A 23,823-nucleotide genomic window follows, 5' to 3' on the forward strand; every position below is an offset into this window, starting at 1 on the left:
ACGAGTAGAGAACTTTGCGAAAAAACTTCATCGAATCCAGATTAAAATCCAGGTTTAATGGCTGTGCGATCGACCGTTCTCGTTCCCATTTCCCATCGTTGAGAGAACTCGTTCCGCCAGTTTGTCAGGGACTTCTTGTAGGTGGTCGGGTTGCCAGTGAAAAGAACCCACGCCCATTGTGAGCGATCGCAGTTCCACAATCAGATCGTGCATTTCCGCCTGGGGTAACAGACAGGTCACTTCGTCCCAACCTTGCCAATCGGCTTTTGCGTCGTAACCCAACACCTGACCGCGCCGACCACTCACCAGCCGCAGCACTTTGGAGGTGAAATCTGTCGGAATTGAGAGAATCACCCGCACGATCGGTTCAAGTAAAACAGGCTCACACTTGATCAATCCTTCTTGCATCGCCAATCGGGCCGCTTGCTTAAAGGCTTGCTCTGAGCTATCGACGCTGTGATAAGACCCATTTGTTAAGGTTACCGCCACATCGACGACGGGAAAGCCCAACGCCCCGCGAATTAGATATTCTCGTACCCCCGTTTCCACGCCTGGAATGTACTGTTTGGGCACGACTCCCCCGACGATCGTTTCGGCAAACTGAAAGCCTTGACCGCGTGACATGGGTTTGATATCCAAATACACGTCGCCAAACTGGCCGTGTCCACCTGTCTGATGTTTGTAGCGTCCGTGAGAGGTGGCGGATTTACGAATCGTTTCTTTGTAGGCGACCTGCGGCAAATGGGTACACATGGGCAGATTGTATTTGCGACGAAGGCGATCGAGCGCTACTTGCAAATGGATTTCGCCCTGACCCCAGAGAATAATTTCGTGAGTGTCGCCGTGTTGATACCAGTGTAGTGAAGGGTCTTCTTCTAACAGTTTGGTCAATGCTCCGGTGAGTTTGACTTCATCGTTGCGTTTTTCGGTATTGATCGCGAGGGCGTAGACGGGTTCAATTTTCTCGGCTTTGGGCAACTCTGTCGCATTTTGGGCCTCGACACAGGTGAGCGTATCGCCCGTTTTGATGCCGTCCATCCGTCCCAGGGCGACGATTTCACCTGCCTGAGCGGACTGTAACCCCTGCTGATGTTGCCCGGTTAGACGATAAATGCCGCCGACTCGCACCCCGTTTAGCACGGTGCCATCTTGAATCGTGCCTTGCCAAACCCGCACCAGCGAGAGTTTTCCCCCTTGAGGCGTGAAGTAGGTTTTGAGAACCTGAGCCAACGGCGTACTGGCGCTGAGAATAATGCCGCGTCGTTCTGCGGTCGTTTCGGAGTCGGGCGCTTCGCGTACTAGAGCATCCAATAAAGGACGAACGCCAAAATCACGATCGGCAACCCCCACAAACACAGGCACAATCAAATCTGCGCCCAATTCCAGCTTGAGATCTTGAACGATTTCTGCTTCGGGTGGCTCAATGTCTTCGAGCAGTTCTTCTAACAAATGGTCGTCAAAATTGGATAGCGTTTCTAACATTTCAGTCCGAGCGATCGTTTCTTGTTCCTTTAATTCGTTGGGAAACGGAACGCGATCTGCTTCAGCAGATATCTCTTTGAAATCGGCAGGGGCACCCGGATGATAGTGATAGGCCTGCTCGGTGACCAAATCGATAAAGCCTGTGAGCGTTTCGCCCCGCCCAATGGGGTATTGATGCGGCACCAAAGGACGGCTAGAAATCGATTTGAGTGCGTGCAAAACCTCCATAAAATCGACATCAGCCCGATCCATTTTGTTGAGGAAAACTAGATGCGGAATCTCCCAATCGTCGAGAAATTTGAATAAGGGCGCAAGGCTAAGAACGCGACCCCTTGCGGGTAACTCGAAGAGATCGCTCACCGCTTCACACACGACGACAACGGCATCCACGCCAATCAGCACATTGTAGGTTTCTTGAGAAAATTCGACTGACCCCGGACAATCGAGAAAATTAAAAGAAACGCCGCCGTATTGGGTGCTGGCAGCGTTGACTTCGACACTCATTTGACGATCGCGGGCCTCTGGGGCACTGTCTCCGACCGTATTTTTATCTTGCACATTGCCTTTGCGAGTCGTTGCGCCTGTCACCCACAAAAGGCTTTCGAGAAGGGTTGTTTTTCCACTTAAATAGGGCCCCACGATCGCAACGCTTCGGGAACCCGATGATAGTCTATCGCTCATACATTCCTCCCTGAAAAAAAGAAAAGTAAGTCATCTCAACTGCCTCAAAAATTAAGCAGTCTGCGATCGATTGGCGAATTTTTCTTAAAGGTTGTCCAAGCTGGATCAAGAATTTGGGCAAAGCTGGAAAGTGACGACATCCTTCATCCACGGATTAGTCGATCAGAAATTTTCGCAAAACCTTTGATCAGGTAAATAGATCAGGTCAATCAATGCTTTGATCTCGAAGAAAATTTGGTATGTCTGAATTATGGAGTAGCGCGATCGCTTTGTGATCAAATTAACCGTTTATCTTAATAAAGTTGTTTTTGAAGTGATGACAACTGAGTTCAATATAACAGCTTATCAAACACAAGATCCCCAACCTCTTTAAGAAGTCAGGGATCTAACGTTAGAAATTTGGAATCCTCGGCGCTAACTTACAGTGTGTCCTTCGCGATCGACGGCTGAATGACCGTTTGTGTGGGCTTTTCCATTTTTACTAGAGTGAGTGTGTCCGTTGTTTTTGCGGGGTTGAATCACGCCATGTCCGCCATGATTTCGCTCATAAACGACATTAATTTCGCCTGTTTCTGAGTTGCAAAACATATAGAAGTCGTGTCCAACTAGTTCCAATTGTTCTAGCGCTTCTGCGATCGTCATTGGTGGCATCGCAAAATACTTGGTTCGTAAAACAGTGGCGGGAAGTTCGGGGGTGCGATCGAGGGACAATTCGGTAACAGGTTGATCGGTTAGAACTTCTGATGTTTTGGCTTCGTGTCGCTTATCGTAGCGTTTCTCTTTGTATTTGCGAAGCTGTCGAGAAATCTTGTCGGCAACCATATCAATGCTGGCGTAAAGACTTTCGCTCCCTTCTTCGGCGCGCACAACGGCACCATTGGCATAGATTGTCACCTCAGCAATTTGACTGGGCGTGATCCGGGGGTTTCGAGCAACAGATAGATGTACATCAACTTCGGTGGTCAGGTTTTGAAAGTGGCTGACGGCCTTCTCAATCTTCTGGTTGACATACTCACGAATCGGTTCAGTGATCTCGATATTTTTGCCCTGGATAACAAGCTTCATAGAGGCTCTCCCCTTAAAGATTTGGGTGTTACTGTTACCCTAACACTTTGTATTCTGGCAGACAGTCCTCTTTAGAATGTGTTGCATCCTGTGATAATTCTTGATAATTTCTGTTGTAATCTAAGGGCAATTTAGGAGTAACTCCCCTTGATTTCTCAGCGGTTCTAAGACATTGTAAATAGCATTTGCGTTGGGATACGTCAGCCGTTTAGAATTCGTTTATATTAAAGGTAAGATTGCGATCGCCTGTGAGTTTTTCACCTTTAGAAAGTCTATCTTTGACGCGCTGTTGTGTGCTGTACGATCGCGGTCTCATTCCTTACTCAAAAGCCTGGGCCTGGCAGCAAAAGCTAGTCGCAGAACATAAAGAAAATCTTAAGTTAAACGATGTCTTGATTTTGTTAGAACATCCTCCCGTTTACACCCTGGGTCACGGCGCAACACTCGACTTTTTGAAGTTTGATCCCACCCAAACAGCGTACGAATTACACCGGGTTGAGCGAGGAGGCGAGGTAACTTATCACTGTCCGGGTCAATTGGTGGGCTACCCGATTTTGAACTTGCAGTTTTACCAAAAAGATTTGCATTGGTATTTGCGCCAGTTAGAAGAAGTGATTATCCAAGTTTTGGCGAATTATGGCTTGAGCGGAACGCGAATTGCTGGCTTAACCGGAGTCTGGGTCGAAGGGCGAAAAGTAGCAGCGATCGGCATCAAAGTCAGCCGTTGGATTACGATGCACGGATTTGCGCTGAATGTTTGCCCTGATTTACGGGGGTTTGATCAAATTGTCCCCTGTGGCATTCCTGACCGGCCTGTGGGTAGTTTAGAACAGTTCATTCCAGGCATCACGGTTCAACAAATTAAGCCCGATGTGGTGAAGGCTTTTGCTGAGGTTTTTGAGGTGGAATGGGTTGAATAAAGGTTATGGGTCGGTGCTAGTTAACTGAACGTGAATTCGATAAAATCCTTCGCTGCGGTGATCGCTCCGGGCAGCCCCCTAAATCCCCCAAGTTTGGGGGACTTTGAGCAAAAAATCCCATCCGGAAGTCCCCCAGATTGGGGGGTTGGGGGGCGAAAGTGCTGAATCACGAAGCGAAAAAACTCTGTCGAATTCACGTTAACTGACAAAACTTTTTGCCTGGCGGTTCAAACCGCAGCTACGAGAACACAGTCCGCCTTCTCGGATTAACAAAGCCTGAATCGGCCTAATCTGCGAAGGCAAACTTTGTTCTTTTAGGCGCGTTTCTGAAGGCACTTGCGAAGCTAACGGCATTCGACAGCCTTGACGGGTGGGGAATTTTGGGTTGCCCGAATAGCTATGGAACCCAGGCAGTGAGCGGCGAAGGAAAGTAATACAAAATTTGCGATCGTGCTCGGAAACTTTCCGGTTCAGGGTTCGTCAGGCTCGAAATAGGTTCTCTGCGCTCCTAAACGTGCAGTTGGATCTAGAGGACGAGATTTTGAGTTAACAAATGTTTTTTTGTGTATCGAAGAAATAAGCTTTGTCAGCGATCGTGACCAATTTTAGAAGTCGATCGCAACCTATGCATGGCGTAATACCCTCACCTTCGCTCAGTTAGTCTAATTTGTAGCGGATTAAACTTTGGGAGAGCCAAATAAACCCGCCGCTTTCTTAGCGGACATCTCTAGGCAGTGAGCGGGTTTCGACGCTTCTAAACAAGGTCTCTCAAATAAGTGTTTTTTCTTACGACAACTTGTAGCATTGGTGTACCACGCTTGTAGCAAAAGTGGAACTTCTCAAATTGTCAAGGTGAAATCTCCGACTTGGCAGAAATTTGAATTTCAATTAAATCTGACATATCTCTCAAGCGAAATTAGCTTGGAAGGACTCTGTAGCTAGAACGAGACTTCTAAACAGTTTGACTTTGTAGGAGGTTTGTATGCGGATTGCTCAGGTTGCCCCTTTGTGGGAGCGCGTCCCCCCCCCAGCTTATGGCGGGATTGAGTTAGTAGTAAGCTTGCTCACCGATGAATTGGTGCGTCGTGGCCATGAAGTGACGCTATTTGCATCTGGCGACTCGATCAGTTTGGCAAAGCTAGAATCGGTTCATGCTCGTGCGTTGCGGCTTGATCCGACGGTGAAAGAACACCAGATTTATGAAATGCTGCAACTCAGTCAGGTCTATCAAAAAGCTCAGGATTTTGACATCATACACTCTCACATGGGCTGCCCCGCGTTGCCCTACGCACATTTCTCCAAAACGCCCACAGTCCATACGCTACATGGCGTATTTACTCCTGACAACGAGAAGATGTACAGCCACGCCAGCCGTCAGCCCTATGTGAGCATTTCGGATGCCCAACGTGAGCCAAGACTGGAGCTAAACTGCGCTGCGACGGTCTACAACGGCATCGATGTCGATAGCTACAAGTTTTATGCTCAACCGAGTGAGCCGCCGTATCTAGCATTTCTCGGACGGCTGTCTCCTGAAAAAGGGCCCCATGTGGCGATCGAGATTGCCAAACGCACAGGCTGGAAGCTAAAGATGGCGGGCAAAATTGATGTGGTCGATCGAGACTTCTACGAAGCCGAACTCAAACCCCATATTGACGGCACTCAGATCGAATATCTGGGCGAAGCGAATCACGTTCAAAAAAATACGCTGATGGGCAACGCGGTCGCGACGTTGTTTCCGATTACTTGGCGTGAGCCATTTGGCTTAGTCATGGTCGAGTCGATGGCTTCAGGGACTCCGGTCATTGGCATGAGGTTAGGATCTGCGCCCGAAGTCATTGATCATGGTAAAACGGGCTTTTTGTGTGACACCGTAGACGAATGCATCGCAGCGTTGAATCAAATTGAAACGATCGAGCGCGCCGATTGTCGTCAGCATGTCGTTGATAAGTTTAGCGTTCAGAAAATGACCGATGGCTATGAAGCCGTCTATCGACAAATTTTAGGCAAGCGGCTGACTGTGATCGAGCGACTGTCCAATCTATTAGCGATGAGCTAAGACACGATTCGAGACACATCCACTTTCGGCTAGTAGCTTTTAGCAGTCTTCAGTTGCAGACCGATTGCTAAACACTACCTAACTAATGAGGTAAAAGAATGGTACTTCTCAAAGAAGATAAGGCATCTAACCCGACATCCCACGGTTTGATACGATCAACGTTGCCCAACCGACAGGCGATCGCACTCATTTCGGAGCATGGCGACCCGGCAGCCGATATCGGCAAAGAAGAAGCAGGCGGACAAAATGTCTATGTGCGGCAGGTCGGAGAAGCGCTGGCAAAATTGGGCTGGCAGGTCGATATGTTTACCCGCAAAACGCGAGAAGACGATGAAACGATCGTGCAGCATTCTCCCCATTGCCGAACCATTCGCTTGGTTGCTGGGCCGCAGGAATTTGTACCTCGCGATCGCTTGTTTGAGTTTATGCCAGCATTCGTCGAAGCGTTTCAAACTTATCAAGCCAAGTATCACTATCCTTTGATCCACACCAATTATTGGATGTCTGCCTGGGTGGGTTTAGAAGTGAAGAAAACCCATAACGTGCAGCTAATTCACACTTATCATTCACTGGGTGCTATTAAGTATCAGGCGGTGCAGAATCAACCTGCGATCGCGCCCATTCGTTTAGCGGTTGAACAACAAATTTTAGAACAATCAGATTGCATTGTAGCCACCAGTCCCCAGGAGCAGGAAGCCTTACGCACGCTAGTTTCTCAACTGGGGCACATCGAAGTCATTCCCTGTGGAACCGACATCGAAAACTTTCAGGCGATTCCCCGATCAGAGGCACGATCGCAGCTTGGCTTTAAACCTGACCAGCAGATCGCCCTCTATGTTGGCAGATTTGATCCCCGCAAAGGGATCGAAACGCTGGTTCGCGCCTGTGCCCAACTGCAAGAAAATCCTAATCTCCATCTGGTCATTGTCGGCGGGAGTGACCCAACTCAATCAGATGGACAAGAACGTCGGAGAATTGAAACGATCGTCGAAGGTCTGGGACTCTCAGAACAAACCACTTTTGTCGGACGAGTGGGCCACGATCGCTTGCCGCTCTATTACACGGCTGCCGATGTGTGTGTGATTCCCAGTCACTATGAGCCATTTGGATTGGTGGCGATCGAGGCGATGGCCTGTGGCACTCCTGTCGTTGCTTCTGCGGTGGGCGGTTTGAAGTTTTCGATCGTCCCCGAAGAAACTGGATTGCTCGTGCCTGCTCAAAATGTAGAAGCCTTTGCCGACGCGATCAGGCGCATTTACTCCGACGAACTCTGGGCCAAAAAGCTGAGAAAACAAGCGTCAGAGCGAGTTCAACGAAACTTTAGCTGGTCAGGCGTTGCAGCCCAATTGAGTGATCTGTATCGAAGAGTGTTGGCTCAGTCAATCACGCATGAAAAGTTGGTAGGCGGACGATCGGCTTACTTGGCCCCCAAAGCGTTGCCAACCAAAACCTTGAGCAAAGTTTCTTAGAAACTAGTTTGGTTAGATCACGCAGCGAGTAACTTTAGATTCACCTGTCGATGAAATCTCTCGCTGCGGTTGTCAATTCGAGCAGCCCCTAAATTCTCCACGAGTGACAGACTTTGCACCGCAAATCTAGTCTGAAAGTCCTTCAAACTTGGAGGGTCAGGGGCAGATATGCCAAACAGCGAAGCGAAAAAACTTGATCAAACTGACGTAGCGCCACGTTAAATAGAAGCTTCTGTACGATCGTTCGCTGGTTCGATCGCCTTTACTCCCAGCGCGTAGGGCAACAGTTTGACAAGATTTCGAGCGTCATCAATGCCGCGATGCAACGTTCCTTCTAAAGGACTCTGAATCAGGTCTAGCGCTTGCAGCATGGGGACTCGATCCTTTAGACGCTGACTGCGAGCAAATCGAGTCTTGAGATTAAAATGTTTGCGACCGAGGGGATACGGAATCTCATGGAGACGACAATCTTTTTTGATCTGAAGTTGGTCAAACTTACCCCACGAGCAAAACAAGTAGTTTGGATAATTGGTTAGCCACTGCTCAAAGGTTTCCATCGCTTCCTCAAACTTTGGGGCACTGTCTACATCTGCTTGAGTAATTGAGGTTAGCTGCGTACAAAACTCCGTCAGCCCAGGGTGAGTGACCGGACGAATGAACGTTTGAAATTCTGCGACCCCCTGCGGGTAACTTGATGAGATCGTTTCCAATGTCTTGCGCTCTACCATCACCGCCCCAATCTCGATCGTCTCCATCTGCTCTCTGGGAATAGATTCACGATCGCAACAGGTGGCTTCTAAATCCAGCACTAAATAAAAGTCAGGCAATCTTCAGCACTCCATCCTGATCACGTTAACAAGACATCAATTCGATGCAGTCTTTTTGCTGCGTTGTTCAGCGCTTCTGCCCCCCACCCCCCAACTTTGCTACGGTGTATACACAAGTCTATACTCACTTCGTTCTAGTCGGCTTCAGCCCCCTAAATCCCCCATTCTGGGGGACTTTAAGCAAAAAAGACTTCCAGAATTTAGAACCCTGATCAGCGTTCAAAGTCCCCCAAATTTGGGGGATTTAGGGGGCGAAGGATTACGGCAAGTACAGATCAATCGACTTATGTATACACGGTAGCCTCCCCAACTTTGGGGACTTTTAGATCAGATTTCTGGTTCAAAGTCCCCCAGTATTGAGGGATTTAAGGGGCTGCCCAGATTAATCACCGTAGCGAAAGATTTCATCGAATTCACATTAACAAGGATTAGACAACAGATGAAACAGATTAACTTTCTCATGCCTCATCTGCTCTCTAATCAACAGTTTGATTACGATTTTGGCCCCATGCCAACTTTGCCTGCATAGATCGCTCGATCGCCCAATTCGTCCTCGATTCGTAAGAGACGATTGTATTTGGCGACCCGTTCACTACGACAAAGCGATCCGGTTTTGATTTGTCCCGCACGAGTGGCCACGGCTAGATCTGCGATCGTCGTATCTTCCGTTTCTCCAGAGCGGTGACTAATAATCGATCGGAAACTATTTCGTGTGGCCAAGTCGATCGCTTGTAGCGTTTCTGTTAGTGATCCAATTTGATTCAGTTTGATCAAAATAGAATTCGCTGCTTTTTGTTCAATCCCTTTTTGCAACCGAGTGATGTTGGTGACAAACAAATCATCGCCCACTAGCTGACAGCGATCGCCAATTTTCTCGGTCATCAGTTGCCAGTGTTGCCAGTCGTCTTCATGCAAACCATCTTCAATGGAAACGATCGGATACTGATCGACCAGACTCGCCAGATAATCGATAAACACAGGCGCATCGTGAGCCGTGCCATCGTAGGTGTACTTGCCGTCTTTGTAAAATTCACTCGCGGCGACGTCTAACGCCAAAGCAACTTCGGTGCCCGGTTTGTAGCCTGACTTTTCGATCGCGATCATCAACAAATCCAGTGCCGCCTGATTTGATTCTAGATTGGGAGCAAAGCCGCCTTCGTCACCCACGCCCGTCAGGAGGCCTTTGTCATGCAACACTTTACTCAACGAAGCAAACACTTCTGCCCCACAGCGCAGTGCTTCTTTAAAGGAGGAGGCTCCGATCGGCACAATCATGAATTCTTGAAAATCCACATTATTGTCGGCATGGGCACCGCCATTGATCACATTCATTAAGGGAACGGGCAACAGATTGGCCAGCGGCCCGCCCAGATAGCGATAGAGCGGCAAGCCTACCGATTCGGCTCCCGCTTTTGCAGTGGCTAGAGACACAGCCAAAATCGCATTGGCTCCCAAGTTTGACTTGTTAGGCGACCCATCCAGCGCAATCATGGCGCGATCGACTAATTCTTGATCGACCGCATCCAGCCCGATTAGCTCTGGCGCGATCGTCTCTTCCACATTTTGTACCGCCTTGAGAACCCCCTTGCCCCCATAGCGACTTTTGTCATCATCGCGCAGTTCGTGAGCTTCAAAACTTCCGGTTGACGCTCCACTCGGAACCTGGGCAAGCCCAAACGCACCATTGAGAAGCGTGACTTCGGCTTCGATCGTCGGTCGCCCTCGTGAGTCAAGAATTTCACGGGCATGAATCGAATCGATCGCAGTTTCGGACATGTCAATCATGTAGACCTCTCTAAAGGGATGAAGGACAGGCGACGAGGAATATGCAACTTCTGGGCACCCCTCTTTTTAAGCTTGTCATTACCAACATCTTCTACGATAAAGGTAGCCTCAAGTCATGAACCTGGAAAACCCAACGGGGCATGATGCTTGGGCGAATCTAGAAAAGATATTGGACTTTAGACATTAGACATTAGACTTTGGACTTTAACCAGAGCAGAGTCTTTGATCGCCGATCCAATGTCCTTGCCGCTTTTGTCGCATTAGTTTGGAAAATGGATACAAGCTCTCTGGCGATCGTGACATGGCAATGACCATAACAGTGTATTTGGCACGACGAATACAAGAAAAACTTGCGGGTAGTGACAGACTTCCAAAAGAGGTTTGGGGATCACAAATCGACTGACCTTGAGATTCCTAACCCTGCTTGGGATCGTAAATTAAATAAACTCGGCAAATTAATTCGCGCCTATAGGAACAAAACCTGCCCAGGTTAAAACACTTTTCTATCTGCGAAGGCAGACTTCGTTCTCATAGGCGCGGTTTGAACCGCCAGCCAAAATGACAGGTTATTTACATCCTCGATCCTTAATTCAAAAGAGACATTAGTTTTAAACTGCATCTCGTATTCATCAAATCAACTAACTCTCATAACTCTAAAGATGACTTCTCCCACAACCGTCTCGACTCTTACAGCACTTCAACAACTGATTGAGGTAGTGGCTCAACTGCGATCGCCCGATGGTGGCTGTCCCTGGGATTTAGCCCAAACGCCTCAAAGCTTGACTCCTTATGTGATTGAGGAAGCTTATGAAGTAGTAGACGCGATCCAAACGGGAGACCAAGACGCGATCGCCGAAGAATTAGGTGATCTTTTATTACAGGTTGTCCTTCAGGCGCAGGTGGCTCAAGATGCGGGACAGTTTGATCTGTCGATCGTGGCTCAAAAAATTACCGAAAAGCTGATTCGTCGTCACCCTCACGTATTTGGGACGGTCGAAGTTCAATCTGTCGAAGACGTACATCGCAATTGGGAGCAGATCAAAGCCGCCGAAAAAGGCGAAGATTTTGCAACCACCCAGCAACTTAGCTACAAACTCAAGCGCTACGCTCGATCACTCCCTCCTTTGACGGCTGGCATGAAGATTTCTCAAAAAGCGGCTCAAGCAGGCTTTGAATGGGAAACGATCGCCGACGTTTGGGCTAAATTTCAGGAAGAGTTGGGCGAATTTCAGCAAGCTTTGACCGACGAAACTCCCGCAGAACAGCAGGCAGAGCTAGGCGATTTGCTGTTTACCGTGATCAATCTGGCCCGCTGGTGTGACCTCGATCCCGTCGAAGCGCTGCGGGGCACCAATCAACGATTTATCCAACGACTAGAGCAAATGGAACGGGCAGTCGATCGTCCCCTCACCGAGTACAGTCTGGAAGAATTGGAGCAACTCTGGCAACAGGCAAAGGTAAAGCTGAGGGATGAGGGATGAGGAAGAACTTCGATGATCTGTTCCCCCTTTGGGGGTAATCCGCTTTGCGAGGGGGGATGTGCTTATCTCAAAGTCCTCCAGATTTGGGAGGTTGGGGGCAGAAGCCGTAAACACCGAAGCCAAGAATCTCAACCCTTTGCAGGCAACTGGAAGCGACCCCTTGCGGGTAACTCGAAGAGATCGGACAAAGGTTAACCTGCATGATCCTAGATGTAGGGGTAAGAAGTCTAAATGCTTCCCAAAGCCTCTAAATGTAGAAATACTTGCGTAAAATGATTCAATCTTTAATCAATCTTAAAGATCACTTTTAAATAAGTGTGGTTTAAGTGAGGGCATAGAACTTGAGTCGGGCTTTGCTTGAATGCTGTGGCACTTTACTTCTCTCAGCAGACTTCTTAACAAAGTCACTTCCACACTCTAAAAAACTCACTAAAGTTGTTTGGCTCAACTCTTAACTTTAGTGATAGCATGAACATCCAAAATGTCTACTAGTTAACAATTTTATCCAGGGGTTTGCTGAGAAATGGTTGCGTTGCCAAAAGAGATTATCAATGAGTTAGAGGAGGCTGTTGTCAATCTCGACAGAAGCAACGTGCAGCTAATTAATTTTTTGCAGAATGAATTAGCCATTTCGCCCCCTTCGATCGCGATGGCGCTGCGATATTCTCAACAAGAACGCGGGCCGCTGCCGATGATTCTCTGGCGCTATGGCTTTGTCTCACTCGACCAACTCAATCAAATCTTGGACTGGTTAGAGAAGTAGCGGATTAGATTCAGTGACCTAACCAGTCGGACGGCTGGCAGTTGGAAAGAGTTTGGTAAAACCCCGCTCGACTTGGGTTTGAGGGCTTCCTTTAAACAGCCAAAAAGTGGTTTCCCAGCAGAAAAAAGAGACTCCTGAATACTGCGACGATCGCACCGTTTCGACCTCTCGCTGCAACTGCTGAATCGGTTTTGCACTCAAAAATCGACCCGCATAAAGACCAATGGCGATCGGCACCTGAGAACTCAAATCTCGAAACCCACCGCCTTCTAACTCAGCCTTCAAACCACTCAAATCAGAACGATACACCTGCACCACAACCTCATCCACCAGCCGCAAATTTACCCAGCGTCGCCAGTCTTGTAGCGATTTGCGATAGGCATAATCAGGGGTATTAGGCGACAGCGAAATCACCACCCCCGGACGCACCGATCGGACTGCTCGACTAATCTTGCCCATCAATTGAGTCACTTGGTCAGCCCGCCAGTCCATCCATTCAGGGTTTGTCATGTCTTTTGGAGGAGATTTGCCGCGATGAGTTTCCCGATAACGTTTCACTGTATAAGGGTCATAGCCAAACTCGATCGGCAGCGCAAAGTGATCGTCTAGCTGAATCCCATCAACCGGATAGCGTTTCACCACATCTACAATCAGGTCGGTGAGAAACTGCTGAACTGCTGGATGAGAAGGATTGAGCCAACCTTGCTCGATGCCTGATTCGGCTAGCTCGATCGTGCCTCCACCACTTTGAGTCCTCGTCAACCAATCGGGATGCTGTTGGGCAATGGGCGATCGTACCGGAATCATCAACCCATACTCAAACCACGGAATCACTCTCAAACCCTGACGATGAGACTGTTTCACCACGCCAGACAACACATCTTGAAAGGGCAATTTAAAGGACTGCGATCGACTCGCCCGATCAAAAACCGGACTGGGATGCAAAGGGCGACCGCGATTCCAGACACAAGGATAGAGTGTGTTTAATCGATGCTGGGCCAGATTTGCAACTGTTTCATCCAGCCGAGTCGTGTAGTACATCAGACTTGCGCCAAAATTGGTCATCCAGACCCCACGAATCTCAGCAGTCTTCCCCTGAGCAACCCGCACCACGGGAGCCTGCCACAGAGAAACCACCAACCCAAACGCCAGGACGGCCAACAGTCCCCGACGCAGCCAGACCCTAGGAAATCGCGGTTTCTTCTCCAAATCATCGACGGTTTGAGCGTTAGACATGAATCAGGCAAGCACTCGAAGGATTTTCAAACAAAACAGGGGCCCGCGATCGGTCGAATGAGCCATTACTCATAACTCACAGCCTGCCATCAGGACAGTTACAAGGCGACGATCGCAGATTCCTCACTGCCGACTCATCTTATTAAGCAGCCACAGCGATGCAGAAATCGCACAAAACTGCGCCAAAATCACATTGATACTTGCCTGCACCACCAGAATGTCAAGCGGTTGGATAAACTTGGCAGGGTCAGTATTGACAAAACCTGCAACGCCCTGGCTGACCGCCTTCCCAAACAGCAGGCCCACGATCGCTTCTGCTCCCAACAGTGCCAGCAGCGTCCCGATCAGACTCGCGATTAGTCCCATTCTCAGCGTCTGGATTGCATCTGCTTTTTTGGGTCGAATTTCAGGAGCGCCATCCAGTCGCCGCCCGATCGAAACATAACGAGCGATCGCCCAAAACATATTAAAGCCTAACACCCCAATCCCACAAACCGTCAACACAACGCCGACACTGGTTCCCGGATTAGTGGTGGGGGTGCGATTTGAAACTGAGGCAAACAGCAAAATTGCACTCGAAATCACCGTCAACACCAATTGCACCCAAAAGCTAATCCAACCCGTTAGCCGAAAGGTGCTGGCAATTTGTCGAAGCGTGGGCGGATCTGATTTGGTCATCTTCAATAGCCTGCGATGGCGCTAGTTAGGGCATTTAGGGATGCGTTCATTAAGTCGGTTACTTCTATGTTTGATCGTGGATTGAATAAATGATCGTGGATTGAATAAAGTTGTTATCTAGCCCAGGCTTCGAGTTTATTAAACCTACAGTCTCTAACTTAATGAGAACCCTGCACCTCAACCCCAGAGAGTACGATTTTAGCAGCCCCAAACACCTCTAGAACCTTCAAAAATCGAATAGGGCGTAAAACCCTCTATCCAGAGAAATGTTTTTGGGATACAACTTATCATGGAGAAACATCCCTCTATTCACGGCAACTTATGAATCCGATCGAGTTACCGCCCCTGCGAATTTTGATCGTCGAAGATGACCCCATGATGCAGCTAGGGTTAGAACAATCCCTTGAAGACTATCCCCAACTGACGATCGTCGCTCAGGTCAATGACGGCTACTTAGGCGTAGAAGCTGCCCTCAAACACAAGCCAGACCTGATCGTGATGGACATCGGACTGCCTCGCCTGGATGGAATCGCAGCCACCCAGCAGATCAAGGCCGCCCTGCCCAACGTGCGAATTGTCATGCTCACCTCGCACACCTCAGAAACCGAGATTATTGCCGCCCTCTCCAGTGGAGCCGATGCCTACTGTATCAAAGGGTCAGATGTCAATCGACTGGTTGCGGCGATCGCGGCCGCTCAAGAAGGAGCCACTTACCTCGATCCACAAATTGCCCGACGGGTTGTAGAACATCTCAAGCCACCTGCGGTCAATACCAACGTGGGGCAGCTTTCGGTGCGTGAGTTAGAAGTCTTGAAATTGATGGTAGACGGCTGTAGTAATCCAGAAATCGCCGCAGCGCTGTACCTCAGTCCCAACACGATCAAAACCCACATTCGCGGCATTATGAACAAACTGTCTGTGGACGATCGAGTGCAGGCAGCCGTGGTTGCTCTGAGAACGGGTCTGGTTTGAGATTTTCGTCTAGTCAGTTATAAATCTGGCACAAGTTAGCGCGGCTTTTTTAGACAAGAAGTATAGACTCTCACCCAAGTAAATTCATTCTCGTGCTGCTAAAACGGCGATCGCAAGGGGTGACAGTCCGGACGAAAATCGATTTGGGTCGCTAGAATGAATATCCCATTCGACAGTCACCTTTTTTAGAAATTGCTCTCAACCCGTCTCTATTAGTTGTGCGTCAAAAATTCGTACGTTCGATTAATGAACTTCATCCAGGTATCCCGGAAAAAGGTTCAAAGCTGGCCCTTTGTACTGGTAGGTAGAGGTTCTCATTAAGTAGACGTGAGCAACTTTTAGCTGATATTTTTTCTTAAAGCTAATTAGATTAAGTCGTCAATTGTCAAGTGTAGTTGACCTTAAATTGAGCCATGACTGCTCTAAGACGATCGGGATAATCGAAATCGAGAGATGGGGAGGGTTGATATTATTAATGTTTGTTAAGTCTCTTCACTAACGTCCGGAAAACTTAGAGCATTGATAATAGGTTCGTGTGCGAAACATTTTTTGAAACGTCGATTCTAAACAGGTTGTAAGTCTTTACTAATCGTGAGAGAGGCTTACAGGGTTAGCAAGTTCCTTGACTGATAAGAGGTGAGGTCAAAAGTTTACGGTAAAGTTAAAATAATTTACTTCTTAACCCGCAAATTAGGAAGCCAACTTCAAAATCAAGTTGTACAATTAAAATATGGTTAAGCAATTTAATGAGGTTGCTGTTTGGGATAAGCGCATTTTTACTGGTGACATACCAAGTTCATACTCCCCCAGTATAAAAGTTGTACAACACCAGTAGGATTTGGAAAAAGCCCTGATGCCCAGCACTAGCTTTTGGGTTTTCTTGACCACACAAAAACGTTACATTTTTGAACCAACAACCTGCCAAGAAGTGTCCTAAAAACTGGACGCTTCTCAAAGACATACGTTGCTGGCTCACTCAAAGTAATAACCCCACGATCGTGCTCTATGTTTGACTGCAATTTTTCACCCTCAAGGTAATTTCGTCCTTTAGAAGGACGGCCATCTAAGAGGCGTAATTGCTACCGTGATGATGCTAGGTCAGACACCAAATTTCAAAGCATCATCGAGAGCCAATCGTTATTGTCGCAAGCTTGGATTCAGACAGATGAAATTTGAGGATATCTATCAGTTTTTCAAAGATCCACCACCTTTTTACCTAAATAAGGAATTGGCGGTGTGTTACGTTCTCGCAGTCCTTCTGCGGGGTGACTCATACGGCACAGAACTCATCCAACTCTTAGAGACCGAACATCCGCTTTACCGCCTTTCAGACACCGTGCTTTATAGTGCACTCAAGTTTTTGGAAGACGAAGAAATGGTAACGGGCTACTGGAAAAAAGTCGAAGGGAGAGGGCGGCCACGTCGGATGTATCAAATCCGGTCTGAGGCAATGCAGCAGGCTCAAGATTTGGCGCGACTGTGGGAAGAATACGCCGTCAAACGCGATAGTCAGACGGTTGCTAAAGTCGGTGCCGATCGCTAACTCTGGAGATCTCCCAAAAGTGACCCCTTTGTTTACTAGACTTAAACTTGGGCAGGCCACTTTTCTCTCCTGATTTGCAACATGAGCACCTCTGTTATTCCTTCCACCTTCTTCTTGACGATTTTGATGGTGATCGGGCTGTTTTTCTTTATTCGCGCCTCGGTCAAACCCAGAATCGAAACCATGAAGCTGACCTCTGAGCAATCGGAGGAGTCACTGTTGTCTCAATTGAGGCAGTATTTTGACCAACGAGCCTATCGGGTTGTCGCAGTCAACGCTGCCGAAAATCAGGTGACGTTTGAGGGAGTAGTTCGTCCTAGTTGGTTTTTGGCGATTTTTTTGACGCTGTTGGCCGCTACGGGGATGCTGTGCTTTGCGCTAGTGCTGTCGTACTCTTTGCCCAGTGGGTCAAACTTTTGGCTAGGCTTACTACTCCTGTCACCGTTGGCGGGAGTTTTTTATTGGCGAGGGGCGGCGCGATCGGAGCAGGTCTCTTTGAAAGTAGAGTCGTCCGCTGAGACCAAGATGCCCACTGCGATCACCGTTCAGGGACATCGGGATGAGTTAGCAGAGCTACAGCGAGTTTTGGAGCTAAAGCCTTTGGAGTAGGGAGATTTGTAGCAAAAAAGTTACCAATCTTGGGAAGCCCCCTAGATCCCCCAATTCTGGGAGACTTTGACTTTCAGAATTCTCAATGGAGACAGCCGAGTAAATTTATTAAAGGAAATCTTCTAAGCAGGGTGGTTTCATACAAGGAAAAAATACTGAGGATTTTTGGTTCCTGCGTTGAGGTTCGCTCAAAGTTGCGATCGCTACGCGCCAGAAAGTGTTCGCAGAGACTGAAAAATTAGGCTTCCGGGGTTTCCTTTTGGTGTACGAAACCACCCTGTCTCCCCAGGGAGAGGGCTAGGGTGAGGGCAGTCTGTTCAAGCGTTTGGGAAAAGTTGCACATCGAGTACGCCTGGGTCACAGCCGCGAATTGTCCCACTCTTTCCCCCCGTGTTTTAGACTGAGACTTATTCAACGTCAAAAAGGGAACGGGCGATGCGGCTATCTCAGATGCTGTTTGTGACGCTACGAGAAGATCCGACAGATGCGGAAATTCCGAGCCACAAGTTGTTAGTGCGAGCGGGATACATTCGGCGGGTTGGCAGCGGCATCTATGCGTATATGCCTCTGATGTGGCGCGTGCTGCAAAAAGTGTCTCAGATTGTGCGCGAAGAAATGAATGCGGCCGGGGCGCAAGAATGTCTGCTGCCTCAAATGCAACCTGCTGAGTTATGGCGCGAATCGGGGCGCTGGGACACCTACACCAAAGCCGAAGGCACTATGTTTGCGCTGATCGATCGCCAACAGCGCGAACTCTGCTTAGGGCCGACGTACGAAGAAGTGATCACGACGATCGCTCGTGATATGGTGCGCTCTTATCGTCAGTTGCCGCTCAATCTTTACCAGATTCAAACCAAGTTTCGCGATGAGATTCGTCCTCGGTTTGGCTTGATGCGTGGGCGAGAATTCATTATGAAAGATGCCTATTCGTTTGACGCGGACGAAGCGGGAATGAAGGTCAGCTATCAGAAAATGAATCAGGTCTATCACAATATTTTGCGGCGATCGGGCTTAGAGTTTCGGGCGGTGGATGCAGATTCGGGGGCGATCGGTGGGTCGGGTTCTCAAGAATTTATGGTGCTGGCAGAAGCCGGAGAAGATGAGATTCTCTATACCGACGATGGTAAGTATGCCGCCAATGTTGAGAAAGCGACGTCGCTTCCGCCTGATGTTGAACCTTCGCCGTTCACTACCTATGAGAAGCGCGAGACACCGGGGACGGAGACGATCGCCAAAGTCTGTGATTTCCTCAAATGTTCGCCAACTAATTTGGTTAAAAATGTTCTCTATCAAGCAACTTATGACAACGGCATGACGGTGCCCGTGCTAGTTAGCATTCGCGGCGATCAGGATGTCAACGAGGTGAAACTGCAAAATGAGCTGGTGAAAGTGGCGAGTCAGTATAGCGGCAAAACTGTGATTGGGCTGAACGTTCCGGATGCCAAGAGCCAGCAAAAATGGGCATCTAAACCGCTGCCTTTGGGATACATTGCACCAGACTTGCAAGATGACTATCTCAAATCCGTACTAGGGATACTTGGAACTCCTTTAGAGGGATTTGAGCTTACTAAAAAATTCTCCGACAAATTCCTGAGATTTGCTGATGCCACCGTGGTTGATCTCAAAAATTTCGTCACCGGATCAAATGAGTCTGGCTTCCATGTGGTCGGCGCGAATTGGGGAAAAGAATTTGAGTTGCCTCAAGTGGTAGATTTGCGAAAGGCTAAGGCGGACGATCGCGCCCTTCACGATCCGACTCAGACCCTCAAGACCGCACGGGGCATCGAAATTGGGCATATTTTTCAGCTTGGCACCATATATTCGACCGCAATGGGGGCGACCTATACCAATGAGCAAGGCGAAGAAGTGCCGCTGGTGATGGGCTGCTATGGGGTGGGCGTTTCGAGGCTGGCACAGGCGGCCGTGGAGCAGTCTTACGACAAAGATGGAATTATTTTTCCAGTGGCGATCGCCCCTTATCATGCGATCGTCATCATTCCCAATGTCGCAGATTCCGATCAAGTGGCGGCGGCTGAGAAACTCTACAACGAGTTAAATCAAGCTGGCGTTGAGACGTTATTGGACGATCGCAACGAACGAGCCGGAGTCAAATTCAAAGATTCTGATTTAATCGGCATTCCCTATCGGATTGTCACCGGAAAATCGCTCAAAGATGGCAAAGTCGAAGTCGTCAAACGAGCCGACAAAGCGGTGCAAGAAATTCCATTAACCGAGGTAGTTTCGACGCTCAAAAGCTGGATTGTAGAGGCACTCAAATGATGGCTCTGACCTTGATTATTGGCAACAAAAACTATTCATCCTGGTCGCTGCGTCCGTGGCTGGCGATGAAGCAATTTGACTTATCGTTTGCCGAAATTCTCATTCCGCTTTACAGTCCAGAGTCGAAAGCGAAAATCCTGCAACATTGTCCAGATGGCAACGGCAAAGTACCCATTCTGCTGCACCAAAATCGAACGGTTTGGGACTCGTTGGCAATTTTTGAGTATCTGAGCGAGATGTTTCCAGAGCGATCGTGGTGGCCGGGCGATCCGGTGGCTCGTGCGGTGGCGCGCTCTATCAGTGCAGAAATGCACTCCGGCTTCCTAGCTCTGCGGCAACAAATGCCCATGAATTGTCGAGCAACCCTACCAGGAAAAGGAATGACATCCGAGGTGCAAGCGGATATCGATCGCGTCACGACCATCTGGCGAAACTGCCGAGAAACTTATGGTGGCGACGGAAGTCTGCTCTTTGGGCGGTTTACGATCGCCGATGCGATGTTTGCCCCTGTCGTGTTGCGCTTTCGGACGTACCAAGTTGCGCTTGATGCAGTTTGTCAAGCTTATGTGAAGGCAGTTTTGGCGTTACCCGCGATGCAAGAATGGCTAGAAGCTGCCCACACCGAGGCAGAGACGATTCCCGCGTTTGAGCCGTAATGGAACGTGAATTTGATCCTTCCATGCAGTCACAGATTCAGACAGCCCCCTAAATCCCCCACAAGTGAGGGACTTTGAACGAAAACTCTTGTCTAAAAGTCCCAAATTGGAGGGTTGGGGGCAGAAACGCCAAATAACGAAGCGGAAAAACTTTGTCGAATTCACGTTGAGTTAAGGTGATCTTGTCTGGAGTGCAGCGGTCTAAACATTGACGCGACAGAACACCGAGTTTATCTGCCATGTCCAACCAACTGCCACGCTTAGGTGTGTAGTAAAGCGTTCATTGGTTAAGAGTTCACAGATCTGGTGGCGCTAGGAAGGCTTTGTAAACCGCTGCTCATGCTGTGATAGTAAACGATATTAGGGCTTGGTTTATCTATTACCATTGCTGTATTTAATTGAGTTAAAAATCGCTATGATATTGCACACTAGTCCAGAACCCCATAGGATCTGTCCAACGGCAAGTGTATAGAATGACCATCTGAAACTATCCCAAGCAGAGTTAAAAGCTGCCAAGGCAGAAGATGCAAGAAGGCTACCTGTTAAAAGTAAAACAATTCTCAACAGAGGATTTCTTCTTCTTGCCGTGCTCCACATGAGAAACATTCCTGAAATAGCTATTCCAGTGAGTATCAGATCTATTGTGATTGTGAGATAACTAGGAACCAGAAGAAATAATCCAGCTCCAGGTACGTCATCAAACTGGCTCTGAATGCTACCTGTCCACTGATTGAAGAGAGGAGATTGATACCTCAAATATTTTCCCAAGGTAATCAAGAGAAAACCAGCCCCAAGCATTAAGATAGACGCTGTACGAGTTAAAAATCTATTATGTCTCACCACCATCACCACTGGGCTAAGTTCAGTTCGACTTTATAATCAGCAAAAATAACAAATAAAAGCAGAAATACCGAATTTGAGATGCAGAGATGATTCCCGCGTTTGAGCCGTAATGGAATTTTTGACGATCGTTTTATCCAGTTTGATTGGATTGGTGTCTCCGACTGGTTTGATCGTCGATCGCCTCGCTGAAAAGACTATCCGCTCTCAGTTTGTCTCAGTTGAGCAGCTAAAAGTTCGGGTGGACAATGCCCCAAGCTATCAGATTTTGAATGGAAAAGTCGATCGCGTTCGAGTCGCCGGGCGGGGACTTTTTCCAGTCAAAGAAGTTCGGATTGAAGCATTAGAGTTAGAAACCGACCCGATCGCCCTTCAGCGCAGAGGCAGACGATTCAAGTTAGCAGAACCGATTCAGGCAGGGGTGCGGCTCGTTCTCAAGTCAGACGATATTAATCGCGCACTGCGATCGCCCACGGTGACTGCGCGACTTCGTAATTTGGGCATCGGATTTTTGAGACGCAGCGAAGCCCAACAAGCCGAACGCTACGATCTGGTCAATCCACAAGTCACTTTTTTGCCCAATCAGCGCATTCGTCTACAGGTTGAACTTCAAGAGCAAGGCTACCCCGAAAAGCTGGCGATCGTCGCCGAAGCAGAACCGCAGATTATTTCAGGGCGATCGCTACGACTGGAGAATCTCACCCTTCTGGCCAACGGTCAGCCTGCTCCCAAACAAATTGTGGGCGCGATCGCGCGTGTGTTCGATCGTTTTGATCTTCGTCAGCTAGAAAAGTCCCAAATTACGGCACGAGTTCTAAAATTGCAGATAACTCCGACTCAGCTACAATTGGCCGCGTTTATGCAGGTCAGACCTGATCCCAAAAAGTAACGTTTTTCTAAAACTTCCGAAATTCAGACCGCTACGATTGTATTGAGTCACACGCTTCTCCGCATACTCACCTTGACGATCCTTTGTCAATGTCAAAGCCAACCTCTAGGAGATTTATCATATGCAAGATCAACAGCCCAATCGCCGCATTCCAGTTGGAGTCATCGCAGGTCTATCGGCGCTAGTGGTGACCGGAGGCAGCGCAGCCGCATTTTTGGCGTGGCATTCCGCAGTCGAGAAAACGGCAGAAGCGCCGATCGAGCAGTCCCAACCGTCTCCATCTAGCCAACCCGCCCCGCCGCCTGCCCCAATTCAACAAACCCAAAAGCCTCAGCCCAAAGTGGCTCCCGTCCCTAAGCAAAAAACGGCTGAGATCTATTACCTCAAAGATGCCGAGGGCGAACTGAAACCGACCCCAGTCCCCATCCAGCTCAAATCCGACGATCGGACTGAAGCGACTTTAACGGTGGCGATCGAAACCCTCCTCACCCAAACCCCCGACAAAACTCTCACCTCAGTCATTCCTCCAGGGACGCAGCTTCGCAGTCTCAAGGTCAAACCAGATGGCATCCACGTCGATTTGTCTCAATCCTTTACAGCGGGTGGCGGCAGCGCTGCGATGGTGGGTCGAGTAGCTCAGATTCTCTATACTGCGACCAGTGCCGACCCTAATGCGCCCGTTTTTCTCTCAGTTGAGGGCAAACCACTCGAAACGCTGGGCGGCGAAGGATTGATGCTCGATCAGCCGATGACCCGTCAGGGATTTGAGAAAGCAGAAAAGTAGAGTTCTAAACTCAGGGTTGTGAATTAAATTAACGTCAGTTTGAGGAACGCTTCGCTTCGCTTTTAGATCCAGGAACGCCCCCTAAATCCCCCACGAGTGAGGGACTTTGAACCAGAATTCCTCTCTGAAAGTCCCCTAAAATTGGCAGCTTGGGGGGCAGAAGCCGTGAACAACGAAGCGAAAAAACTCTCATCGAATTCACGTTAAATTAGCCATTTAGCCCGCGATTGCGGGTTTTGTTTTGATAGCCACGTTGCCGAAGGCATTTGTGAGGCTAACAGCATTCGCCAGATTGATTCACGATCCTTAGAACTCAGGTGCCTTCTCTCATCGCTTGCTGGCCAGGGTGAAATCGCGAAAGTGTCTGGCTTGTTGCTCAATGCGGCTGGCAAGGCGATCGCATACCAGATTACAAAGCTCAAAAATCAACTCATCCTCCACACAGTAGTAAGCCAGGGTGCCTTTGGTGCGACGTGTGAGAATGCCAGCCTGAAGCATCACCTTTAAGTGTTTAGACACATTTGCCTGACTCGTGTCCGTGGCTTCTACGAGATCTTGAACGCACTTTTCACCATCTCGCAGCAGATTCAAAATGCGGAGACGCATCGGCTCTCCCAAAACACTAAAGTAATCAGCAACTTGTTGGACGACTTCCTGGGGGACAGGCTTTGCTGTTTTCATGTCAATGCGACGACAGGATGAATGTGATCCCCAGATTTTAGCCAGATGACTTCTCTATAGCAATAGAGTTATCGATTCGCTAACACAGGCTTCTTGGAAACTTCACAGAGCCACCCGTGTTTTCCA

At 48.7% G+C, this 23,823-nt stretch carries 20 protein-coding genes; 12 read left to right on the forward strand and 8 right to left on the reverse strand.

Annotation, left to right across the window (positions count from 1 at the left end):
- Window positions 1–54 precede the first annotated feature (54 nt).
- Window positions 55–2,163, reverse strand: coding sequence for an elongation factor G (locus ACKFKH_RS05630; RefSeq protein WP_446857265.1), 2,109 nt, complete (start codon window positions 2,161–2,163; stop codon window positions 55–57).
- Between the two features lie 414 nt (window positions 2,164–2,577).
- On the reverse strand, window positions 2,578–3,228 hold the full coding sequence (gene hpf, locus ACKFKH_RS05635) for a ribosome hibernation-promoting factor, HPF/YfiA family (RefSeq protein WP_446857266.1): 651 nt from the start codon (window positions 3,226–3,228) through the stop codon (window positions 2,578–2,580).
- Between the two features lie 248 nt (window positions 3,229–3,476).
- On the opposite strand from hpf, the gene lipB reads away from it, so the two are divergent.
- A complete protein-coding gene (lipB, locus tag ACKFKH_RS05640; protein WP_446857267.1) occupies window positions 3,477–4,148 on the forward strand; it encodes a lipoyl(octanoyl) transferase LipB in 672 nt (223 codons plus the stop codon).
- A 198-nt stretch (window positions 4,149–4,346) separates the two neighbouring features.
- On the opposite strand, the gene ACKFKH_RS05645 is transcribed toward lipB, so the two are convergent.
- Entirely contained in the window at window positions 4,347–4,502 is a 156-nt protein-coding gene (locus tag ACKFKH_RS05645) for a hypothetical protein (protein WP_446857268.1), read from the reverse strand.
- Between the two features lie 628 nt (window positions 4,503–5,130).
- Here ACKFKH_RS05645 and ACKFKH_RS05650 point away from each other — a divergent pair.
- Together ACKFKH_RS05650 and ACKFKH_RS05655 are read left to right on the forward strand one after the other, a co-directional pair.
- A complete protein-coding gene (locus ACKFKH_RS05650; RefSeq protein ID WP_446857269.1) occupies window positions 5,131–6,204 on the forward strand; it encodes a glycosyltransferase family 4 protein in 1,074 nt (357 codons plus the stop codon).
- Window positions 6,205–6,302: 98 nt separating this feature from the next.
- Entirely contained in the window at window positions 6,303–7,673 is a 1,371-nt protein-coding gene (locus ACKFKH_RS05655; RefSeq protein ID WP_446857270.1) for a glycosyltransferase family 4 protein, read from the forward strand.
- Between the two features lie 218 nt (window positions 7,674–7,891).
- Here the strand turns inward: ACKFKH_RS05655 and ACKFKH_RS05660 are convergent, their stop codons facing one another.
- Both ACKFKH_RS05660 and eno read right to left on the reverse strand, forming a co-directional pair.
- Window positions 7,892–8,500, reverse strand: a complete 609-nt coding sequence (locus tag ACKFKH_RS05660; protein WP_446857271.1) for an exonuclease domain-containing protein — start codon at window positions 8,498–8,500, stop codon at window positions 7,892–7,894.
- Between the two features lie 492 nt (window positions 8,501–8,992).
- Window positions 8,993–10,285: a phosphopyruvate hydratase gene (gene eno / locus ACKFKH_RS05665; protein WP_446857272.1), complete on the reverse strand. Its 1,293-nt coding sequence runs from the start codon at window positions 10,283–10,285 to the stop codon at window positions 8,993–8,995.
- A gap of 659 nt (window positions 10,286–10,944) precedes the next feature.
- Here eno and mazG point away from each other — a divergent pair.
- Together mazG and ACKFKH_RS05675 are read left to right on the forward strand one after the other, a co-directional pair.
- Complete coding sequence (mazG, locus tag ACKFKH_RS05670; RefSeq protein ID WP_446857273.1) at window positions 10,945–11,766, forward strand: nucleoside triphosphate pyrophosphohydrolase; 822 nt, start codon at window positions 10,945–10,947, stop codon at window positions 11,764–11,766.
- Between the two features lie 523 nt (window positions 11,767–12,289).
- Complete coding sequence (locus tag ACKFKH_RS05675) at window positions 12,290–12,529, forward strand: DUF2949 domain-containing protein (RefSeq protein ID WP_446857274.1); 240 nt, start codon at window positions 12,290–12,292, stop codon at window positions 12,527–12,529.
- An 18-nt stretch (window positions 12,530–12,547) separates the two neighbouring features.
- On the opposite strand, the gene ACKFKH_RS05680 is transcribed toward ACKFKH_RS05675, so the two are convergent.
- Both ACKFKH_RS05680 and ACKFKH_RS05685 read right to left on the reverse strand, forming a co-directional pair.
- Window positions 12,548–13,765 (reverse strand): glycoside hydrolase family 10 protein, encoded by a 1,218-nt coding sequence (locus ACKFKH_RS05680; RefSeq protein ID WP_446857275.1) that lies wholly within the window; start codon window positions 13,763–13,765, stop codon window positions 12,548–12,550.
- Window positions 13,766–13,888: 123 nt separating this feature from the next.
- On the reverse strand, window positions 13,889–14,443 hold the full coding sequence (locus tag ACKFKH_RS05685; protein ID WP_446857276.1) for a DUF3611 family protein: 555 nt from the start codon (window positions 14,441–14,443) through the stop codon (window positions 13,889–13,891).
- Window positions 14,444–14,764: 321 nt separating this feature from the next.
- Here ACKFKH_RS05685 and ACKFKH_RS05690 point away from each other — a divergent pair, with 321 nt between their 5' ends.
- The 7 genes from ACKFKH_RS05690 (at window position 14,765) to ACKFKH_RS05720 (ending at window position 23,016) form a co-directional block, all read left to right on the forward strand.
- Window positions 14,765–15,415, forward strand: a complete 651-nt coding sequence (locus ACKFKH_RS05690; RefSeq protein WP_446857277.1) for a response regulator — start codon at window positions 14,765–14,767, stop codon at window positions 15,413–15,415.
- Window positions 15,416–16,580: 1,165 nt separating this feature from the next.
- Complete coding sequence (locus tag ACKFKH_RS05695; RefSeq protein ID WP_446857278.1) at window positions 16,581–16,958, forward strand: PadR family transcriptional regulator; 378 nt, start codon at window positions 16,581–16,583, stop codon at window positions 16,956–16,958.
- Window positions 16,959–17,039: 81 nt separating this feature from the next.
- Entirely contained in the window at window positions 17,040–17,567 is a 528-nt protein-coding gene (locus tag ACKFKH_RS05700) for a cofactor assembly of complex C subunit B (RefSeq protein ID WP_446857279.1), read from the forward strand.
- Window positions 17,568–18,002: 435 nt separating this feature from the next.
- Window positions 18,003–19,847 carry a proline--tRNA ligase gene (locus ACKFKH_RS05705; protein ID WP_446857280.1) on the forward strand — a complete coding sequence of 615 codons (1,845 nt, stop codon included), beginning with the start codon at window positions 18,003–18,005 and terminating at the stop codon, window positions 19,845–19,847.
- Window positions 19,847–20,503 carry a glutathione S-transferase family protein gene (locus tag ACKFKH_RS05710; protein WP_446857281.1) on the forward strand — a complete coding sequence of 219 codons (657 nt, stop codon included), beginning with the start codon at window positions 19,847–19,849 and terminating at the stop codon, window positions 20,501–20,503. Before ACKFKH_RS05705 ends, ACKFKH_RS05710 begins: the two co-directional genes overlap by 1 nt.
- Before the next feature lie 952 nt (window positions 20,504–21,455).
- Entirely contained in the window at window positions 21,456–22,232 is a 777-nt protein-coding gene (locus ACKFKH_RS05715) for an LmeA family phospholipid-binding protein (protein WP_446857282.1), read from the forward strand.
- Window positions 22,233–22,353: 121 nt separating this feature from the next.
- Entirely contained in the window at window positions 22,354–23,016 is a 663-nt protein-coding gene (locus tag ACKFKH_RS05720; RefSeq protein WP_446857283.1) for a GerMN domain-containing protein, read from the forward strand.
- 327 nt (window positions 23,017–23,343) lie between these two features.
- Here the strand turns inward: ACKFKH_RS05720 and ACKFKH_RS05725 are convergent, their stop codons facing one another.
- The gene (locus tag ACKFKH_RS05725; protein WP_446857284.1) at window positions 23,344–23,697 is read right to left on the reverse strand and encodes an ArsR/SmtB family transcription factor; all 354 of its coding nucleotides are present in this window, start codon (window positions 23,695–23,697) and stop codon (window positions 23,344–23,346) included.
- Window positions 23,698–23,823 lie beyond the last annotated feature (126 nt).

Source organism: Phormidesmis sp. 146-20, assembly GCF_052939475.1.